Annotated in this window: 9 protein-coding genes and 11 pseudogenes; 9 read left to right on the top strand and 11 right to left on the bottom strand. The window is 55.1% G+C overall.

Features of this window, described 5'->3' with window-relative positions; all coding sequences use genetic code 11:
- Positions 1 to 233: 233 nt before the first annotated feature.
- The 3 genes and pseudogenes from ML_RS04790 to ML_RS15490 all read right to left on the bottom strand — a co-directional run bounded on the left by ML_RS04790 (position 234) and on the right by ML_RS15490 (position 2,804).
- Positions 234 to 1,504: pseudogene (locus ML_RS04790) on the bottom strand (DUF1298 domain-containing protein).
- A 4-nt stretch (positions 1,505 to 1,508) separates the two neighbouring features.
- A pseudogene (locus ML_RS04785) lies at positions 1,509 to 2,411 on the bottom strand (alpha/beta fold hydrolase).
- A gap of 183 nt (positions 2,412 to 2,594) precedes the next feature.
- Positions 2,595 to 2,804, bottom strand: a complete 210-nt coding sequence (locus ML_RS15490) for a hypothetical protein (RefSeq protein ID WP_231846830.1) — start codon at positions 2,802 to 2,804, stop codon at positions 2,595 to 2,597.
- Between ML_RS15490 and ML_RS04775 the strand changes: the two genes are divergently transcribed.
- Together ML_RS04775 and ML_RS04770 are read left to right on the top strand one after the other, a co-directional pair.
- On the top strand, positions 2,761 to 3,063 hold the full coding sequence (locus tag ML_RS04775; protein WP_231846782.1) for a TetR/AcrR family transcriptional regulator: 303 nt from the start codon (positions 2,761 to 2,763) through the stop codon (positions 3,061 to 3,063). The two genes, ML_RS15490 and ML_RS04775, sit on opposite strands and share 44 nt — an antisense overlap.
- Positions 3,064 to 3,079: 16 nt before the next feature.
- Positions 3,080 to 3,232 (top strand): hypothetical protein, encoded by a 153-nt coding sequence (locus tag ML_RS04770; RefSeq protein WP_156511907.1) that lies wholly within the window; start codon positions 3,080 to 3,082, stop codon positions 3,230 to 3,232.
- Positions 3,233 to 3,234: 2 nt separating this feature from the next.
- On the opposite strand, the pseudogene ML_RS04765 reads toward ML_RS04770, so the two are convergent.
- A pseudogene (locus ML_RS04765) lies at positions 3,235 to 3,749 on the bottom strand (VOC family protein).
- Between the two features lie 266 nt (positions 3,750 to 4,015).
- Here ML_RS04765 and ML_RS04760 point away from each other — a divergent pair.
- From ML_RS04760 to ML_RS17875, 3 genes are all read left to right on the top strand, one after another.
- A complete protein-coding gene (locus ML_RS04760; protein WP_010908038.1) occupies positions 4,016 to 4,273 on the top strand; it encodes a hypothetical protein in 258 nt (85 codons plus the stop codon).
- A gap of 408 nt (positions 4,274 to 4,681) precedes the next feature.
- The gene (locus tag ML_RS17295; RefSeq protein WP_269147068.1) at positions 4,682 to 4,807 is read left to right on the top strand and encodes a hypothetical protein; all 126 of its coding nucleotides are present in this window, start codon (positions 4,682 to 4,684) and stop codon (positions 4,805 to 4,807) included.
- A gap of 1,333 nt (positions 4,808 to 6,140) precedes the next feature.
- The gene (locus ML_RS17875; RefSeq protein ID WP_330944653.1) at positions 6,141 to 6,272 is read left to right on the top strand and encodes a hypothetical protein; all 132 of its coding nucleotides are present in this window, start codon (positions 6,141 to 6,143) and stop codon (positions 6,270 to 6,272) included.
- 378 nt (positions 6,273 to 6,650) lie between these two features.
- Here the strand turns inward: ML_RS17875 and ML_RS04750 are convergent.
- Together ML_RS04750 and ML_RS04745 are read right to left on the bottom strand one after the other, a co-directional pair.
- A pseudogene (locus ML_RS04750) lies at positions 6,651 to 7,630 on the bottom strand (NADP-dependent phosphogluconate dehydrogenase).
- Between the two features lie 70 nt (positions 7,631 to 7,700).
- A pseudogene (locus ML_RS04745) lies at positions 7,701 to 9,060 on the bottom strand (glucose-6-phosphate dehydrogenase).
- A 504-nt stretch (positions 9,061 to 9,564) separates the two neighbouring features.
- Between ML_RS04745 and ML_RS15485 the strand changes: the two are divergent.
- Positions 9,565 to 10,234 (top strand): annotated as a pseudogene (locus ML_RS15485) (guanylate cyclase).
- 24 nt (positions 10,235 to 10,258) lie between these two features.
- Here the strand turns inward: ML_RS15485 and ML_RS15480 are convergent.
- Together ML_RS15480 and ML_RS04735 are read right to left on the bottom strand one after the other, a co-directional pair.
- Positions 10,259 to 10,571: pseudogene (locus ML_RS15480) on the bottom strand (putative quinol monooxygenase).
- Positions 10,572 to 11,604: 1,033 nt separating this feature from the next.
- Positions 11,605 to 11,883 carry a hypothetical protein gene (locus ML_RS04735; protein ID WP_231846742.1) on the bottom strand — a complete coding sequence of 93 codons (279 nt, stop codon included), beginning with the start codon at positions 11,881 to 11,883 and terminating at the stop codon, positions 11,605 to 11,607.
- Between the two features lie 1,453 nt (positions 11,884 to 13,336).
- Between ML_RS04735 and ML_RS04730 the strand changes: the two genes are divergently transcribed.
- From ML_RS04730 to ML_RS15470, 3 genes and pseudogenes are all read left to right on the top strand, one after another.
- Positions 13,337 to 13,480, top strand: coding sequence for a hypothetical protein (locus ML_RS04730; protein WP_156511828.1), 144 nt, complete (start codon positions 13,337 to 13,339; stop codon positions 13,478 to 13,480).
- 654 nt (positions 13,481 to 14,134) lie between these two features.
- Positions 14,135 to 14,385, top strand: a pseudogene (locus ML_RS15475) (RNA-dependent RNA polymerase family protein); the annotation flags it as partial.
- Positions 14,386 to 14,392: 7 nt separating this feature from the next.
- Complete coding sequence (locus ML_RS15470) at positions 14,393 to 14,692, top strand: RNA-dependent RNA polymerase family protein (RefSeq protein WP_049769633.1); 300 nt, start codon at positions 14,393 to 14,395, stop codon at positions 14,690 to 14,692.
- A gap of 1,812 nt (positions 14,693 to 16,504) precedes the next feature.
- Here ML_RS15470 and ML_RS04715 read toward each other — a convergent pair.
- The 3 pseudogenes from ML_RS04715 to ML_RS04710 form a co-directional block, all read right to left on the bottom strand.
- Positions 16,505 to 17,951: pseudogene (locus ML_RS04715) on the bottom strand (FAD-binding protein).
- Positions 17,951 to 18,397, bottom strand: a pseudogene (locus tag ML_RS15465) (VOC family protein); the annotation flags it as partial. The pseudogenes ML_RS04715 and ML_RS15465, both read right to left, overlap by 1 nt.
- 162 nt (positions 18,398 to 18,559) lie before the next feature.
- Positions 18,560 to 19,207: pseudogene (locus tag ML_RS04710) on the bottom strand (TetR/AcrR family transcriptional regulator).
- Positions 19,208 to 19,616: the final 409 nt, after the last annotated feature.

Genomic DNA, 19,616 nt, shown 5'->3' with positions numbered 1-19,616 from the left:
TTGGTCGAGGTCGGCACAAAACTGCTGATGGTCAATGCGCACAGGGACATTGACCATCGTCACACCTTCTTCACGGGTGAAGAAGGTGTGACGACCAACTGGCATCGGGCGAAGCTTGGCTACCGACTCGCCGTTACGGGATAACAACGAGTGTCGCACCTGCGGTGACAGCGTCGATCACCTTCATATTCTCATTACGCAAATAACTATTGCGACATTGTTCTATCCAACATTTAATTGCAGCACGTTATACCCCGCTTTGTTACAGACAAGAATTGTATATTTATTGTGTTGTGGGTAGAGTCCAACAACTGCAAATAATCATCGATATCAGCCACCGCCGACTTGGCCGCGTACACACTGATCGCGACGATGCCGTATACGCCATGGGTCAAGCTCATCGCAGACAACAATGCCGGTTAGCAGCCTCTCAGCACCACCGAAACTGGGGTCCGCTGCTCCGCAGTACACGCCAGACACCACCGGATGCCCGGACACCAATGCGATCCCGGCATCCGGGTCGAACAACAACAACATGCCCCAATGCAGCAACGCAGCCCGGTATAACGGCAAAAACGCATCCGGCTGCGCGCACAACCGGATGCTGGAAGCGGCGACGACCGTTGGCCAGATCGGTCGCTATCCGCTACACTCGGGCGCTCCGAATATAGCCCCACACGACGTCTCTTAAACGGTTATGATCATGTAGCACAAATATTTTGGATATGAGGAACCTCAGCTCCCAGAGCATCCTCCTATTCATCGAACATTTCATACATCGCCCTGGACACCGCGGCCAGCACGGCGACAGTAACCGTGGGACCAAGCAGCTGTGCACGATGCTGTGTCAGCATGCGCACGACGCGGGTATCCTCTGGGCGGGCGTTGGTCGATAGCGGCAGCCGCCCAATGGCGATAGCCAGCAACCCCGGCGCAGATATCGCGCACACCATCCGACAGTGCGTACTAACCGCATCGATCACTCACCACGACAAAAAACCTGCCGATAGCCGTGCCACCTCGGGTACCGGGGCCAACCGACAGAGAAACCAGACAGCCATCGCCGAAGTACGGGCTCCACTGGCCAGAGCATGCGCTACCTGCATGACCGCAACGACGCCCAGGCCGATGAACCTCAGAATCCTAGCACCGGTGTGAAAAAGCTCAGCCGCCAAGGCACCTGGCGAATGTCTAACTGTTCGCTAGCAAGGCTAAACACTGCGGCCAGACAACCGTGCCAAAAGCGATCAATGAGCTTATGCTCAACCAACTACGCGGGCTTGACGCCCGCCGAAATCCACCGTGGGTAAGTCAGGGCAGACCCGTCGTCGACACGCATCGCCAAATCCGGGCAGGCTCAGGCGCGGTAACTAACCTTGTCAATGACACAATTGAACCGGGTTAGTTGGACGTCGGGTGCGTAAAACCGGAACTGGTCGTTGGAGACTTTGGCCGACATCCAGTAGAACTGCCCGTCAACGACGGTCATCCGACATGCCGCCATGGCATCAGCCAGGTGAGCCGATGAACACCAGGACCACCTCACCAACCTTGTCCGATTGTTCAAGCTGCAGGAAATGCCCAGCATGCTCCACGATTGCCGCCTCACTGCCCGGCCTGCAGCATCTTCTCCATCCAGCGAGTGAAAACCGGTGCCAAGCAACTTTCGTCACAATCATGCAGGTAAACTATTCGGCAACATGGGCGACTCGGCCCACAACAACTCCGATTCGGCATACCGCATCGACGGCCGGGCGTTGTGTAACAAGACCCCGGTACGGTCCTAGCACCGCCCGCCAGCTCTCTGACGTCCTGATCGCGGCGTCCACGTGGCGAAGATCCTCACCCGCACTGCGATAGCCCTGTAACCACCGCCGCCACAGCAGCTGCAGCAACCAATAAGTGGAATTCTCAGGCAGCCAAGGTAGTTGGACACCAACTGCGCAGTAGTTTATGCGGTAGCGCCAGCACCAGCCATCCACGGTCGGCCAGCCGACCAAACGAGCGAAACGTTGCCGCACGCGACACTGAAATGATCACCGCCTTAACGAACGAACTGTCAGGTATCGCGGCCAGGCCGGTGGCAGCCATGGCACCCCAGTCGTGACCAATCACCACATCGCGTTCGGTGCCGCCCGCAACCAGTCGCACGCGCAACGCATCATCCATCAACGCACTAACGTGATAACTGCCGGCGATAGATATCGACGACGGGGCGTACCCGCGCATGAAAGGTGGCGACTACCCGCCAACCCGGCTGGACCAGCTAGGGAGCGATCTTGCGCCGACCGTAGGCAGTGTCAGGGAAGCCATACAGACACAACGCGATCGGGGAATCGGGCCGGCACCCAGATCAGGTCCTTGAGGTCCCCAGCGGGCCCTGGCACATCGATCCCGCGTGGCTCAGTCAACGCGGGATACCCAGTGCACTCGCACGATGAGCGTCACCCGTCGTCGCGCTGCAGTCCTAGCCAGAATGAGCAGCATCGCCGCCATGTTTACTCCTGTTCAGCACGTCCGGCTGGCTTACCCGATAGGACATGCACCCGAACAACGTAACGCGAGCCCATCGACCCCGACCGGTGTGATCTCGGCTAGACAATGCAAGGTTCGCCTGGCAGCGCGGCATACCCGTTAACGTCTAACCGTATGACGACCTCCGCGCGGACCCACCGCTGGGCCAAGACCGGCGCCATCCAGCGGCGAATCCTCGACGCAGCGATCGAGGTATTCGCGACTCGTAGCTTCACCACGGCAACGATGACCGACGCGATGACCGGCTCTGGCGCCATCATCGGCAGCATTTATCACCACTTCGGGGGCAAACGCAAACTGTTTCTGGCGATCTTCGAGCAAATGGGCCGACAGCGTCGACCACCGCATCGCCGCGGCGATGCAACAAGCGGGCCAATCCGTCCCAGCGGGGATCGATCGGCAGCGGGTATTCGAAGTCCACGTACGGGCCCTACCTCGAGACGATGTGGGAAAACCGGCACCCGGCCAGGGTGCTGTCGTCCGGAGACACACCTGCAGGCTTCGAGATCTCCCGTCGCGACCGCATGATGGCCGCCTTCTGCAGTTGGATACGTCCCTACGCGACCAACTGCTGAGCCGCGTACTGATGGCCACCATGGCGGAGACGTCGCTGATGGCGGCCGGATGCGACAACTCGGACGATGTGCAGGCGATCATTAACGCCACAATCGACTGGACCGACCGGCTCACCGAATGAGCTCACCCTTCGGCACACAATTGGGCAAACGCCCATTTCAGCTCGGCTACAACGATCTTGCGCATACCTAGCATCGCCTTGGTGGCCACCGTCGCTCAGGCCTGACACGGATCGCTGATCAGCTCATAGAGCCGATCCGGAACGATCTGACAATACAGGACGAAGCGGCCCTTACCAGCAGCCGCACTGCGCTTCCTCGCAGCCGTCGGTTAACCGCTCCCAGTAGTAGTAAATTTACCTCGTCTTGGTCCTCGCAGTTGATCGTGAGCGAGACTACCTCGATTAACGGGAATTTAGGACCACCGTTGGTCTTGATGAAACTAACGCCGGTCAATACGAAAGTTCCACTCACCACCCGACCAGATTCACCCAAACCCGCTTCGGTGTACTGGTTGCATCCTTCGATCTACAAGTTCAAGAAAATCGAAATGTAAAACTATACAGCCTCTTCCAAGTTGTAGTCGAGCCATAGTGAGGGCATGATCGCTGACCGGGCTGGGCACACGCGAGTCTCCATAGTGTATTGGGGTCGTCGACCTTTGGACATTGATGGACTACGGCGACAACGAAAAATCACCGCCATCGGTTCCACCAATTTCGGAGAGGCCGCTTCAGCTGTGTGCTCCAAACCACCTCAGTGCTGACCACAGCGGCCGACCAGGTGTAGACAGTATGACAATATTCAGAGTATTATTTTAGTAGATGAACTCATGATAACACCCGTAAAACTTTAGGCTAACTCTGCGACTCTCATTTCATCGAACCTGCTGACCTGTAGCACTCATGGCTGCCCAAGAGCAATTTCTGCCGGCCACGACTGCCGCGCCGGACGTCCGCGACCTCGAAAAGCGGATTGCCGATCTCGACAGCGAAGGTATCTGGTCGGAATCGGTGTTCCCGTCATTGGGCACGTGGTCCGGCTCGTTTCTAGATTCTGGAGCTGTTGCGCTAAGCGATGCGGGCATCCAACGACTGGTCCAAAAAAACAATTATCAACTAATCATCGCGGCTAATTCCCATAACACAAGTGTTAAATACTGATACCGACGATACAGTAAACGAATTTAAACTTTGCGGCGCAACGGTTTTCAAGGCAGCCTTTCTCCCCGTCACTCCGCACATCACGCAGCGCCACTACCACCGCGAGTAGTAGGAGCCGTTCTGGGCCACCGCTGAAGACATCGGCATGATGATCGCTTTCCGCATCGGCACCAAGCCAACCGATGTTTCCTCCAGCAACTCGATCGTGGTGACCTACCGCGGCCTGGGCGGTGCAGTGCTCAACTACACCGAGACGTCGTTCGGCGGCCATCGCACGGTGGTCAAGCGCGCAACCTCGGGAGCATTGGATCGGCACCCGAAGCGCGGAGGTTTGGTGTCCGAGAGCGGCGCGACGTGCGTGCCACTCACCGCCGACCGAGTGAAAGGGGATAGCGCCAACATACAATGGTGTTGCGGCCCAAGCTCAATCACTGTCCGCACGAGATCATCTACTCACCGATTTACTCTTCGTTCCAGCACGACTTGTCGGTGATCGCGGCGATGACCGCAATGGGCTTCAACAACGTGCTCTAATGCAGTGACTACTCGTACATGGAGGGGACCTGTGGCCACAACTCAGGAAATGCTGCACCAGGTTATTCGATGGTGTGGACAGGACGGCTAGGGACCGAGTTTTATACGACCGCTTCTCCGAGCTATGGCCCGATACGCCGCAGCCGCCCGCCTATGACGAGTACATAGCAGGTTAGCGCGACGGGCTCTTTGCACCTGCACCATGACCACCGCTGCTGGCTGCACCGCCGTTGCCAAGAAACCTGGCGCATACGCCGTTCCCTCCGATTAGGCCGGCGAAGTTGCATCGGTATAGCCGTTGCCTCATCTTGCCAACCAAAATAACGCCCGGCCAACCATTAGTTACCAGCAAACACCCCGACGGGACCGCTGCCAATCAGTTGGGCGCCCTAAAAGCGCCTGGTTGGGCACATTGATCGCAATCTACACATCTTACTCGAGGATTTGCAACGGCGACGCGTTGGCAACCTCGGCGGACGCATACGCGCTCGCAGCACCGGTTAAAGCCTGCACGAACTGCCGGGTAGAACGCCCCCCCCCCCCGCTTGCGTGCCGAGCTCCTGGGAAACCGGGCATATACACCGAACAGCACCACGATGGCCACCGACACTGGTCAGCCCCTGGGTGCGAGCATCGCTGGTCGTTGGACCCGGCAGCTATGGTTGTGGCCTCGGCGATGGTCAACCCAACATTGGCCGAATCGGAGGCCATCGCACTAACAAATTCCAGTACTACGGATACGAATGACACCGGCATTCCTTGGTATTGCCCCTGCCTAGGCGACAGATTAACACCACCGCCAATTCGAGGTCGAACGTTTTGATAAGAATCATTGTCGCAAAATTTAACGGCATTGCGGCCCACCTCCCGAAGCCGCGAACACACTCCCCGATTCGATGCCGGGACACAGGCCCCAAACACACCCGTAACAGGCGGTTACTCAGCTAGATAACGTCGGAAAGCCGTGAGCACCATCGCAGCCCCAGCCAGTTGGCTGCACTGGCACCGGTGGGATCCACCCTGGTTGCCAACGAATGGAACCGCGGCTCCGAGTCAGCACCAACAGGCCTAATGTTGCACGTTGGGGAGCAAAACCGGTTCTCCTGGAAGACCACCAACTAAATCCTGTCGGACCAAGGGCACCACGTCGTCGCGATCGACACGCGCTGACATTGAATGACAGCAACCGTACACCGGAAGCCGACTACGCCCCCCGAAAGTTTGACATACTACAGTCCTTCGCGCGCTCGATACTATACAGATCCTACCCAATGGGTAATACCCGGGGCCAGCGTGGGCGGACTCACCAGCATTCCGGTCGCCGAAAGTATAGGTGATCAACAGGTTGGTGTTGGTCGAAATAATGCCGCGTTACGCGAGGAATACCAGAGCCCACATCTGGGATTTCATGTCCAGCCACATCTACGGTTTTACCTTCCTTGACGAGGCAAACGCCGCCTACTGACCGCACCGCAGGAAACCACGCAATCCCGAAGGATTGCAAAATCTGCTCCTGCGCGACAGACACTATGTGCTTGTACCGGGCTTCGGTGACGATGACCAAACCCCCGGAGACAACCCGAAGTTGCGCACCGAAAAAATCGAGCAGGCAGCCGTCGACCTGCAGATCCCAGTCCTGTTGATTCGCGGCAAAACTCTCCTACGTGATCACCTCCGAGGTCGTTCAAGATTTTCTCGCTAAAGTGTACCGTGGGCGGAGTTTGTCGAATTATCCAACGCTAGGCATACTGCGACCGGTAATGATAATTACGCTTTCACCGACGTCGTCGAAAATCGCCCGTTTAACCAGGAATTAGGACGGCTTCTCGTCGTACCCGCTGAACTATTTGCGCATCACCGATAACACCTTGGCATCGAACTCAACGAACTGGGGCAAGACGCAGCTAGTATACACAGCGGTCTTCAGCACTGGCTACGGTACTCCTTCGTCGATCGCCGTAATAACCATCCACGACCTTCCCACTGTCAAACACTCGCCCGACGAACTCGCCCAGAGCGGACAATTCGTGCAGCGTTGACGCGGTCAAATCTAGGAGCCACGAACTGATCACACTGCTCCCGCATCCATACCCCAGCGACCGCTGGGATATCGATGTCGTACTGATAGAACTCAAGATTTTCCAGCGTCGCCAGTTTCGATACCTCTCTGCACGCGAATACCGATATTGGCGTTATACATAATGTTTCAGCCCCTCGGCCAGCGAGGCCATCATCCCGTACTAAATCCCGTTGTGCACCATCTTGACGAAATTGCCCGCTCCACACGGGCCACATACAAGTAGCCCTTCTCCGCTTGTGCGAGTCGCCGTGTCGTCCCTGCGGACGCGGTGCTGCTTCGACACCCGGCGCTGAGGTAACAAACAGTGGCTCCGCGTGCGCGAAAGCGTAGTCGTCACCCCTAAATTATAGGGCAGTAGCCACACTCCCGGACCCACACCCCACCGCTGGGGCCGCAGAAAAAGATTAATCCCATTCATGAACAAGATCTTTTACGTGTTCGATGTCACCGCGGTAGTAGGAATTGCCGCCGTCAATCACAATGTCATCAGCATCGAGTGTGTCAGCCAACTCCGTGATCACCGACGTGGTGAGATCCCCCTCGGGCATCATCACCCAGACTGCTCATGGTACTCAATGAGTTTGTCGCGTAGCTCGGCTAGCGACAGACACCCCGGCCGTTCCTTGCTCTCACCGGGCCAGTGCCGTGACCACATCAGTGTTGTGATCGTAAACTACACACTCATGTCCGTCCTTGACCAAGCAGCGCACGACCTTGGTGCCCATCCGGCTAAGGCCGCTCATCCCCCAACTGCATCTTCTTCGGTTTCCGTAACTATACTGCGGGCGTTCCCGCAGAGAACCAAAGTTCTTGTCAACTGCGGTGGCCGTGCAGCAGCAACTGCGCAGCCTCGGTCCCCAGTAACCGCAATGGTTCAGGTGGTTTTGCCCGGGTTGTCTGACAGCAGTGCCACGTCTCTTCGATGTCATCTTCCAGGGCGAAAAGCTGCCAATCACGGGTCAAACCAGCATAGAAAAGCCGTTCATAGAGCCGCACCGGTTCACTGAGGTCCACAGCAAATGAGGAGTCTAGGATGAACGTCATGCCACAAGTCGCCAAGTTGGGTAGATAGCTGCATGCACATACCCGGATCGGGATCGATGCTCACCACGATCTGGTTGGGTCCAGCTGATCAGTGGCTGGGCAGGAAAGCCAACCCAGGAACATGGCACAGAAAAAAACCGCACTTCGGTGATCTTCTGCAGCAAGGCCTTTCCCGTGCACAAAAAGATCAGCACTCCGACCCACCGCCAGGTGTCGATCTCAGTCAGCAGTGCGACGTAAGTCATCTTGGTTTGCGAATCTTTCTCCACCCCAGCGAAGTCGGTATAGTTACGGTACTGACCACTTACGCAACGCTGCGGGCCCAGTACCGACATCGCTCTAAACACCTAGACCTTCTTGTCGTTCAAGTCATCGGCATTCGACCCCACCGGCGGCTCCCTCACGATCAGCGCCAACACATGCAGCGGTGTTTTGTAGGACATCACGCAAAAGTGCCCACCGCGTCGTAGAACTTGCCACGGGACTGCACACCGAAAGTCCTTAGCCATGGTAGGTGGATCTCGAAAACACTATGGCGGTGCCACAGTTGCACGGAAGCCCAGTTAGCAAATAGCAGGTACTCCACCTCGACAACAGACTGTTTACATAACAATGTAGTCCAACCGCAGGATCTGCTCTCCGTCGAGCACGGCGCACAGCCGAATATTGAGTTCCCGCGCCGAATCCAGGTCGTGACCAAACGGCGTTTCCACCATAACGCGTGCCCACCGTAGAAGCCCTACGTTCGCGAGCTTCTCCACAAACGGCGTAAACAAGACCGAAGGAATTTGCAACGTAGTGCAGGGGGTAATCCGATCCGATCAGTTCGACCAGCGAGTCATCGAGTTAGCTATCGGTAACGTCACTGTGCAGATAGTCCAGCCAGCCCGCTAGTTTATCAAACACCACGCAGTCTAACGTCTCGCCGGAGTCGCTTAATGTCCTTCCGTGCACACTCGACCAACTGCTCGATTGGCACGTCAGCACTGGCAACACCCCAAAATTAGGCAATCCAGCAAGCCGCGAAACTCGAACTGATACAACGCCCGGAAATTATCTTGCGGGCCAGTGCGTCGGTAATTCCAAATATAACTAGCAGATCTGAATAACTACCACCGTCATAGGCCAAGGCCGCACCTATCGAAAGTCACCCAATCGGCTCACATGAAACTCACTACCTGCGGTGACTGAGCTGAACTCAAGACATTTCCTATAGGCCCGACACCTGGTGACCAGGATACATTAATGCGGCCTTGCCGTAGCGGACCAAACATGTGACAAAGTGTCACGGCGACCGATTAATGATAGCAACGTCCGTTACGCACTCGGTAACCAGACAAAGCGGAAGCAGCACAACTGAATTCGTGTGCTAACCGGTAGCCATACCGAACTCTTCCGGTGACTATCGCTTAGTTGCGGTCAAAAACTGCGGCTAACCTCGATTTGAATCGAAATTCCTCCGAGTGGAATGCCAGCCATTGATGCAGTCAGGAACGGATTTCGTCGGCCGTGTAGGCACGTAGTTTCCGTTGATCGAGCAGGACCAGCGCGTTGCTAGCGACAACACCGGCCAGCCCGATACACTTCCAAATCCTACGCCTGGCCAGAGGCTACCTTCGCTTATCGTACTGGTGTGGACTCGAATACACTCACCCTGGATCAAGCCGCTCAAGGAAATTCGGACCGACGACCTCTGGCTATTTCGGAACCGTTCGCGGCCCGACCCACGTGCCATCCAGAAATTTACGAATAGTCCGGTGAACCACGTAGGCATAGCGGTCGCCATTGACGACTTGCCGCGGCTGATCGACATGCCGAACTAGACGACAAACTCGTCGACATATGGATCGGAACCAACCACCGCATAGTTCAGCTTAACGATCTGCTGCAAACCATCTTACAACGAACCCAACGATGCTGGCTGCGTCAGCTGGACGCTATATGCCAGCCGTAAACAAAATAATGTACTACTACGTGTGATCGCACAGAGGAACGACACCGCGTTTCCGACCACCCGTACAGCTGACCTGCCGCTGGCTGCGCGGACGTGTACCGACTCTCAACGACTGTATTCGGGTTACTAGCGTTGCTGGACAGGAAGATTCAGAAGAAGATGCAGCGGCGCTAAGATCAACGGTGCACAATGGTTCTAGAGAAGGCATACTTCACGGAAACCGTGGCGACACCTATCAAGACATGGAATTGCTTGTCACGGACAAGAACTTGAACTGGCTCGACCCGGGCTCGTTTTGGAGCGGTGATGCACTTCCTTTGAACCGAGTTATCGGCTGGGTGACGAATAACGGTTGTCAGCAGTTAATCGACCATCATCGGCTAGTCAACCGACATCTCCCCCATCGCCTCATCATCTGGCTGATGATCTTGGACATCAACTTCAGTACCTGCAGCAGCTCCCGCATAGCTTGCGTGAAATGATCGCTGTTGACATGGGTGCACCCATATCATCGTCACGGAAAACGTCCACCAGAACGTACTCTGCCAAGTTGTCCAGGCTGCGGGACCATTCGAATCGCAGATTGCCCACTTTGGCACGAGTAGCAGCGATGAACGACACGACCAAATCCGCCAGCGGTTGCTCCACTCAGGTCTGGTTTAAAACTTAACGACGATGAAGATCATTGCCAACCCTCGTTATGCTCGCAGCTTCCATTTCTCTCGCTTAAGCGATTATTTTTGCGGGCAGAACTAGGGTACTTGGTTACCGGATAAAATCCGGTACTCGGCAATGTGCATCGAATTTTCTCCACCTTAAGCAAAATTGTCGCAACAACATACCTATCGGTTATCTACGCACGTGAAAACCGAAAATTATACGCCCTACAAATAGGATTTAAGGCACCACCAGAACTTCTGGTATCAATCTGTAAGCCTATGAACAACTCCAAGAATTGTGATCCAAGTCATAGAAATATCCGCTCGGTAGATCACGGCATCAGATCGGGAGGTAAAGCACCATCCCCCATGGTCGGGAATACCGGCAGATACATGTGATGAGGTAATTGGGGCCTAGTAGGTGTTCCCCGCCACCGATATACACGCCACCATGTTTCACAGCCGCATACAGCAGCCCCCCTCCAGACAAGATCAACGCCGTATAGCGACCATTCCAGCCAACCACCAAAGCATTGGGATAAATTCCATAGTGAAAGCCCCGTTACAATAAAGCAGCTTACGCATTCCCGTTATTGAATCTATCTACGAAATACCGAACGGTCAACCGCAAAATTCGATATCCACGAAACCAGACACTAACAGTCGATCTTTCCGCCAGCATTTCCAAACCGAAAATAATAGAGGATTTCAGAGATATTATTGATTAAGCAACTATATTGCAGCTAAAGCAGTCACAAACCCAGACACTAGCAGTAGTGTAAGCTATAGGAATAAAAATTTCCTTCAGATGTCGTAATAAATCACACAATCGAGTTTGCCATAAATATAGCATAATAATCATGCAAAGAAATAAAGGTTGAAACAAATTTCATTCCAGTGTATATAGCAAATGCTGCTAATACATTGTAGCGTGCCTCCAGCACCCCCAGCATGCAGCTAACGTGTCCGAACGACCGCCGGCACGATTGGCTTTGACCAAATTTCGAAGGACCCCAGGTGTGGTGTTGTATTGAGATCCCACAGTAAACAACGCGCCCGATCACTCCTCCTCTTCCGGCAACACGTTGCGTGCAGTCTCCTCGGCCCGATAGACAACCGCCATAGGGTCTTCACCGGTCACTTCGGCAACGTGCTTGACGAGCATCCCGCACAGGCCGTTGTAACCCGCAATTACGCCCTCACTGCCGATCCGCCTGAGATACTCGTTTATCTTGGCACCCGCGGCATCTCGGTCCGCCTTGAAAAACGTCTTCACAATGTCGATCGCCGCGAGAGTGACAAGCCGTTGTGCTTCGGTCCACCGAGGTTCTGTGCTCACATCAAGGAAGTGTTCCATGAAAGCCGACAGTTGGCTTAGTGTACAGGAAAGGCTCAGCAGCTAGCAAGCGTCGGAGACCGCTAGAATACTGGCTAAACTGCATCTTCACATGTTGAACCGAAAGTTCACCTTGATCAGTTGCCGATTTAAGCCATACCGGGCCGGATCCGAAAATCGTCCACTCTGACGACCCAGTCGCACTTGGTTTCTTTCGCCTAAAGTCATGGCGAGTCATGGCGCAAAGTTAGCCGACGGGCCTGCAAGCCAAGGACGGTAGGGGCAAGCGACAGTCACACCCGATGTTGCTTCCACCGCACGAAACCGCCCGGTCGGTTGGTTTAGGAGTGTGTATTATATACCACTTGAACTCCTGGGCTGCAGTATTTTGGATGGTTTCCCCTCTCGTGGGGCGCTGCGCACGAGTTACCTTGTTTGCCGCAATTCATCACCGGCAAGAGCGTCGGTGCGATGCGTGCACTCAGATCGCTGGGGTTATGTTATGCAGTAAATTTTATCTCGGCCAGATCGGATAGGGAAGATCCTGAATGTCTCATTCTTTTCCCCTCCACCTATTGGGATGACATTAGAACCAGAAGCCACCGAGACAGCCGGCGGCGACCTACAGAGGGGATCACCCCGCGCAGCTAGGTGCTAACAATGCCGAGGTTGCCGCCACAACGCCCGGTCTCGTACCTGTGGCCACCGGACGAGGTGTCACTGCTCAACGCTATGCGCGTTATAGCGCGTAGGGCCAGCTCTGCCAGGCAATCGCCGTTCAGGACGAATTAATCCATAAGGAGTGCACCAACGCCTTTGCCCCTGGCGCGGATGCCTAATGACGACACCAAGGCCACCATCATCGGGACAGCAGCCGCAGCGGGCGCAGCTGACTAGTATGACATACCGCAAATTCCGCTCGACGACACCATCCCGCAGCCAACAGTGGACGACAAAATAACATCCCTTATTTCCTAATGGAGGAGAAACCCAGCAACGCGCCTAACGTCTACAGCTATCAGGACATGCGCGATATGTTCGCAGCGAAATTTAAGAAATATACCGAGGACGAAAGTCTACACATAGCTGACTGCCCGGTCACCAAGTCCCTGTAACAGAGCTATATGAAAATTGTGCAGGGTTTATCAGCCGAACAGATGAATGACTTAATGATCAACGGATTCTTACTTGAGTTGAGTAATGGTCGTCGACGGCCCGGAGTCGGATTAGTTTTTATTTTTTGCCAGCCAGGATAATTCACCGCAGATTACATGGACACGACATTTGCGTCGGAGCCAGCACCCAAGAATTTCGGTGGGATAGCTTGATATTCGGCGTAACAGCGACCCGTGGGGGAAAGATAACCAAAGGATTGGCGACTAAGTTCGAAGACGGGTTGTTCTAGTGGTGGGTGGTTTTGAGGCGTTTAGGTGTGGTTGGTTGAGGTAAGTGGGCGGTGTATGTGGTTGCTGTCTTGGAGTTGCGCGATGGCGACCGGGGTCGGCTGGGGTGGTTGACGAGGGTGTTGTGGGTGCTGGTGGGGCAGGTGACACGGGCGTGGATTGTGTGGTTGGTGTCCGATGGAGTGGCTAGATACTGATATCGCGGTTCGGGTACGCCGGGGACGGGACGTGCTTCGGTGATCGATGAGGTCATGGTGCTCGTAGAGACGTTGGTCGGCGATGTTATGCGAATCGGCCGTTCAGCGTCGGAGCGGCCCGTCACCGGAGCAGTTGATGGCTGTGGGGGATTTCGTTTTCCTTGGTCGCGCGGATCTGGCATAAGTGGGGGCATCCAGTCGCATCGCGTGAAGACCTTCAAGTTCGTTACCGACCCCGACGTGGGAGACCAAACGGCGTGATGTGGTCGGGCTCGACCTGGATCCACGTGCGTCACGAAGTGCTGATGATTGGCATGGCAGTGAAGGTGAGAGATCTTCGCCGCCGGGCCTGTCGCAGCAGGAACGGTGAAGCGGGGGCACCTTGGCCTTGGGTGGCGTCGGGAAGGGGAGGAATCGTCCTAGGTCCTGCTTGGGTGTTGTGTGGCCAACACGATTTATCGGGTTGGGGTCATCGTCGGTCGATCGTGGCCGCAGGTTTGATGACCTGTTCAATCTCGTGTGTGACCCGGCGAACATTGTTGGTGGCGTTTGACTGGGTCACGGGCAACTATGGGGCGAATACTGCTGGTGTGGACGCCCGGACCGGAGCCCATGTTGAGGAAATCGTCGAGGTAGCGGGTTGTTGGACAATCTGCGGATCGAGTCGTTCAGGCTGCGTTGAAGCTGGTGTTGGAGCCTGTCGTCGAGGCCGCTTTCGAGCCGATCTCCCCTGGATTCCGCCCCCAAGCGGCGATCTCAGGGACACGATCGCCGAAATTCACCAATACAGCACTACAAGCTATCGGTGGGTGCTGTATGCAGACATTGAGGTGCGCTGTGACTCTATCTCACATTCTGCTCTGTTGGAGCGGATGCTATTGCCAGTCAAGGATAAACGCGTACTTGGTCCTGGTGAAGGCGTTTTCTAAGGCCGGTGTGCTCACCGAGTCTGGTGAGCACCAGAACACTCACACCGGAACGTCTCAGGGCAATATCTTGTCGCCGGTGCTGACCAACATCGCCTTGCCTGGGCTCGATGAGTATCGGATGCAGCCATGGAAACCGTGCGGCTCGATGTCCACTGCTTACCTGCCTAGTCGGCGCCGCGTCACAGGCCTGCTGAGTACAACGCAGTCGTCCCGCGTAGCGGACGACTGCGTTGTACTCAGCACATGGCGACCAGACACGCCAGAGGCCTGCAAAACGAAATAAACTCGATGCTTACGCCTCTAGGTCTGCAGCTGTCGACTGCAAAGACAAAGACCGCGCACTTCGGTAACTGGTATGGACTTTCGCGGCTTCCACACCGGGTGGACACCCAAGAAGGCAACGACCACGTGGGCATGTCTAGGACTTGTATCGCCGACCGGGCACGACGGTCGGTCAAAGCCAAGATCCGTGCCCTGGCAAACAGGAAATCACAGCGCAATCCGGGGGCCGTGCTGGCACAGATCAACCATCGGTGGTTTCGAGCACTGTATCGCCGGAGATGGAAAGACATTCGCCGGCAGTTCACCACCTCCGAAAAACGGTGAAAACCGATTGACGCAGAAGAGACCACCCTATTGAACCCGACCTCGATACCGGTCACCCGGTACCGCTACCAAATCACCACAATACCCAACCCTTGGACCAGTATTCCCACCGCCTAACGGTAGTGACCATGAAAAGCCCGGTGCGCAAAGACGCGCACACCAGGATCGGCGACCAGTCTGGGAAACGGACCGAAAGTAATACACCCACACCGCGCCCCAGGCCTACTCAACCCGCGGCCGCGATTATGCTCTAGCGTCGACAATGAAGCCCCAGACCCAAGCAGCTGGATCACACCCAAACCGATTCTGCCACTACCTTCAAACTCGCCACCAAAACACACCCACACATACAGGCATGCCCCAATCTGCGACAACTACGCCAACCCACAAACCCCCAGCAGCCGATCCTGGCTACAGGATAACCAGCAAGCCACACTGCACTTCACACCGACAAGCTGCTCATAGCTGACACATAACCAAAATCTTCTTCACCACCATCACCCGCCACAACACGTTCACCGATATCAACAACCTCGAAACCGCGATCCCCACCTACAACGAACACACCACACCGTTCACCTGAACCCAGACCGCAGACACCCCCTCAACAAAATCAAACGTTAAAACAATCACCAACACACAACACTAGCGAACACATCAGACCTGACTTTGGGAAAGTACGTTGGAAGATAAAGAACGTATCTTCTATTCCACGTGTATTCAGGGGAATATTTCTTTTCCGGTAGTTCGGAGGGAGAAGAACTCTTCCGGGGTCAACCACCGGTGGCCGGTTTCAAAGAACTTGCAATACCGAATTTTTTCTGTTCATACGACCATCCGAATCTAGCGCGAGGTTGGGTTGCTCTGATGCAAACGATTCCATCGACCACCGAAGATGGTTCGAAATCCAGCCAATCAGCGACCTAAAAGGACACTTTTCCGTTGCGCGTATCCTGGATATAGCCAACCTGTGGCCGACTTAGGGTCAATTCTACCGCTGCACCCCAAAAGCATCCGATATCGAGCAACTTTCTACCAGTAGGAACACACGCCAGAGAAAATGGTACCGTTTACGCAATTGCGCGGTTTCTAGGCTATCGTAAGTAACATTTAACAAAGCGTATAATTAGCTCAACCCCTCATAAAATCATAGCCTAAAAATTCTGTTTCTACAAATCTTTTCATTATATCAAGCCCCAACAGATCATTTTTTGTTCACAGTGAACACGGGCGCGAACCCTAAACCTGAGTTAGAAAATGGTCAGTGGTTTTTCGTATTTGCGGCGGGCGTACTGGTGATTCTACCGACCACAGGATCTGCACCACGATCGCCCGCAAAGCCGTCTTCACGGTACGAGGTAGGCCACCACGACGCCGGAGCAACCACAGAAAAGTGGCCTAAGTAAGGTCCGTTGCGGGAACGTCGAATTTGCCTGGCAATTTGCTTGCGAATTGCAGCCGGAAACTCAGCGACTGGATCCCTAGCGGCCTAGACTAGCGCTGCCGTGTGCGCTCCTGCACAGAGGCAGAAGAAAAACCCTAAACCTAACTGTGTACCGACTAGCGTAACCCTCGTCATCCTATAGGCGATGCTGGAGGCGCACGCCCCCCGGGCACGTACAGGCCAGCCGTTATAATGCCGTCTGCGTGCAGCACCTGGCCGTTCACCGCCATAGCCAGCCCGCCAGTGGTTAAACCGGTGTATAGCGCCTTATTCAGCGACCGGTCGAATGCACCCCGCTTCCCGCCGTCTTACGGCGCAAGGAATTCCAGCTACTTATGGAAATCGGGATTCTCGCCGAGCGCGACGTAGGTGTTGTAGCGATCGAGTGCCGCGGCTAGGCTGCCCGGCAGGATGTCGAATGCAGCAACCATTTTCGATGATGCTCTCCCAGCCGTCAATCAGCGGAACCAACGACATCGTGAGATGCCTCCAGATACGCCTTGTCGACGATCAAAACGCGGCGCTACCTGGCTGATCCATGATGAATACGACAGTCCTGAAATGGTATAAGGAGTCTTCGATGAGGAACCACTGTCCTAGTTTGTTGACGATGATCCCGGTGAACAGAATCGACAGCGGGTAGGACGAAGCCGTCATAAAACATCCCTCTATGTGCAGGGTGAACCCGCCGGCTGATACGCCCATATGGATGCCCAGTCCGTCTTCGTAGATGTTTCCGAACACAAAAAGCTTCTCGGCCAATTTTGAAGTGTATTTGGCCACCATATCCGGCTTCATCACTAAATCCCCCAGCGACGATGGGGACGGCCTTCACCTTGACCGCACCGGACTCCACGAACCGCTTCCACATAACGTCGTTCACGCGGCCCCTTTGGCCCACACCGTCCACAATAAACACGGATGACACCGGTTTTCCGTAACACATCTGTACACCCAGGCTTGCAGTCTGTTGAAGTAGCAGGTCGATCACCATTGCTGGCACCTTGTGCTTCCGCGGCACCGCCATCTCGCAGAACGGTAAGACCTTTGTAGTCTTTAGTGTACATCAATCCCTCGGCGTTGGGTTGGATCACCGCCTTCGCCGGGCAGTAACTGCGTTCGAACTGAAAACCCAGTTCTTCAAGCGAATTGAAGTGCTCCACACTGCCATCGCAATAAGCGCACATCTTAACGTGGTAACGTGGTCGAGTTGTCGTGACACCGCAACCGAGTACTTGTAACTCTCCTCGGGCGAGGCAGGATGACCCAGTCACCTGCTGGACCGCGGTTCCTCCGCCCAGGCAGAAGTGCCCACCAGCAAATGCAGTAATGGTACCAGCCCGCCACGGCAGAGCGCTCGAGCACCAGCAGCAGCGACGCTGACAGCCGCACATCCGCTACCAATACCGAACCCGATTACCACTACATCGACCTCATCTGAACAGGACGCCACGGTGTCTGCGTTGACCGTGGCTGTAAATTCGGAGTCCACCAATGCTCCTGGTTGATATAGTCGTAAAAAATAGAAATTTCGGGTGGAATATAAGCAATTTCAATGAAAGGAACTCCCGCTTAGGGCTTTAACATAGACAAACTGGATTGCGCCAGGCATCATGCCCTGCTGCACCACTTCCGCACTACATCGAAGAAGTCGAGGCTATCAACTTCGATGCAGATGTGATGCAAAACGAATCCGCTATCACGCAAAATTCATTATAGATGCTCTCGCCCCGGACTCGACCACAAAATCTATGGGTTTGCTGCGGTAACTACAGGTATCCGAAGCAAAATGCCCATCAATAATCCGCATATCCACTTGCGAACGCCTAACAGGCTGGTCAGAGCCGTTTCTGTGGCATTCCAAGTCCGAAGGGTAACCCACGCGATCGGTGTCGACGACTGAACCGGGAAGATGCACCGTTTCGCGGGATAGCCCAGCCTGCTGGCCGGCAGAAAGGGGTGGCAGACTTGAGGATAACTTCACCACTATAAGTATCAGTGGGTCGGGGAAAGTCGAATGAAAGCATTCAAATTTCGGTCCATTAGTCGCGAGTAACGCTACCGTCAATATTGCGTCAACACACCCACCAACAGCCGCACCTAGATGTCACACCCTGCCTCCATTTCGGCCAGGATGTTGGTGTCGTACTGCCCGAAGACCTCCAGGTTGGTCGCACCTACCACACCTGACCACAACAAAAAGTACTCTAACGACGACGTGATCATCGCCGGGAAAACCGAACTCTTGGCGAATCCATTCGAAGTCCGGTGACATCGTTTGCTGGACAAGGTCATTAGTCAACCTGATATTCCCGGTGGCAATACCGGCTGCTACTGCGTCGAAAAAACTCCCATCACCCGGGTGTCGACTCCGACGGTCTGCTCCGCCAGAGCGTGATATCCTGATGCCGGGCTGCCGTACAGCAAGGCCCAACGAGCGGGGTGCGTGACGGCCCATTGCCGCGCCGCCCACGCGATGGCGGTCATATCTTAAGTCCAATTAACAGTTACCGCGTCGCGAGCCTGCTCCACGGTGTCGGCCAGTTCGAAATAGGCGTCGACAAGCAGCAAGGTCAACTACTCATCACGGCTTGACACGTAGCAGTACACCGCCGAGGAAACCATGCCCAGGGCGCGAGCTACTGCACGTAGCGAGAATCCAGCTACGCCGTAATCGACCAGCTGGTGACGATTCAGTTCCACAATTTGCACTTCGACGTTCTCCCGCGAGTCCTGCCGTTTGCCCATGCAGCCAGTCTGACACAACCGAGATCACCACTCTGAATGCATTTCCGTCAATGCTGTGGCAGCGTAACCAATATCGAAAACACTCCTCTCACATTATAATAACCCGATCGATAAGTATGCACAATGTCCACGCGACATACAGAGCAGAACCGCACCACGCGGGCCGCTAACACGGTAATCCGTTTAGCTGGACGAACTGGGAATCAGCATCACCGGGACCCGAGCACTGTGGGCCGTGTGGCCGCCATACAGGTAAACAACCTACCGTGGTGATCAACCTGCCGAGCGCTGACGGCGTCGGCTATGTCGCCTCTCCGGGCGGTAACGCCTAGTGGGTGGGCAATGTCGGGGCAGCCGGCATCATCAAGATCGCTTCGTACTGACACCGGGATCAGTGAGGTACCCAATG

Origin of the sequence: Mycobacterium leprae TN (assembly GCF_000195855.1) — a bacterium.
Classification (GTDB): Bacteria; Actinomycetota; Actinomycetes; order Mycobacteriales; family Mycobacteriaceae; genus Mycobacterium; species Mycobacterium leprae.
This window is presented reverse-complemented; position numbering and strand designations above follow the sequence as displayed.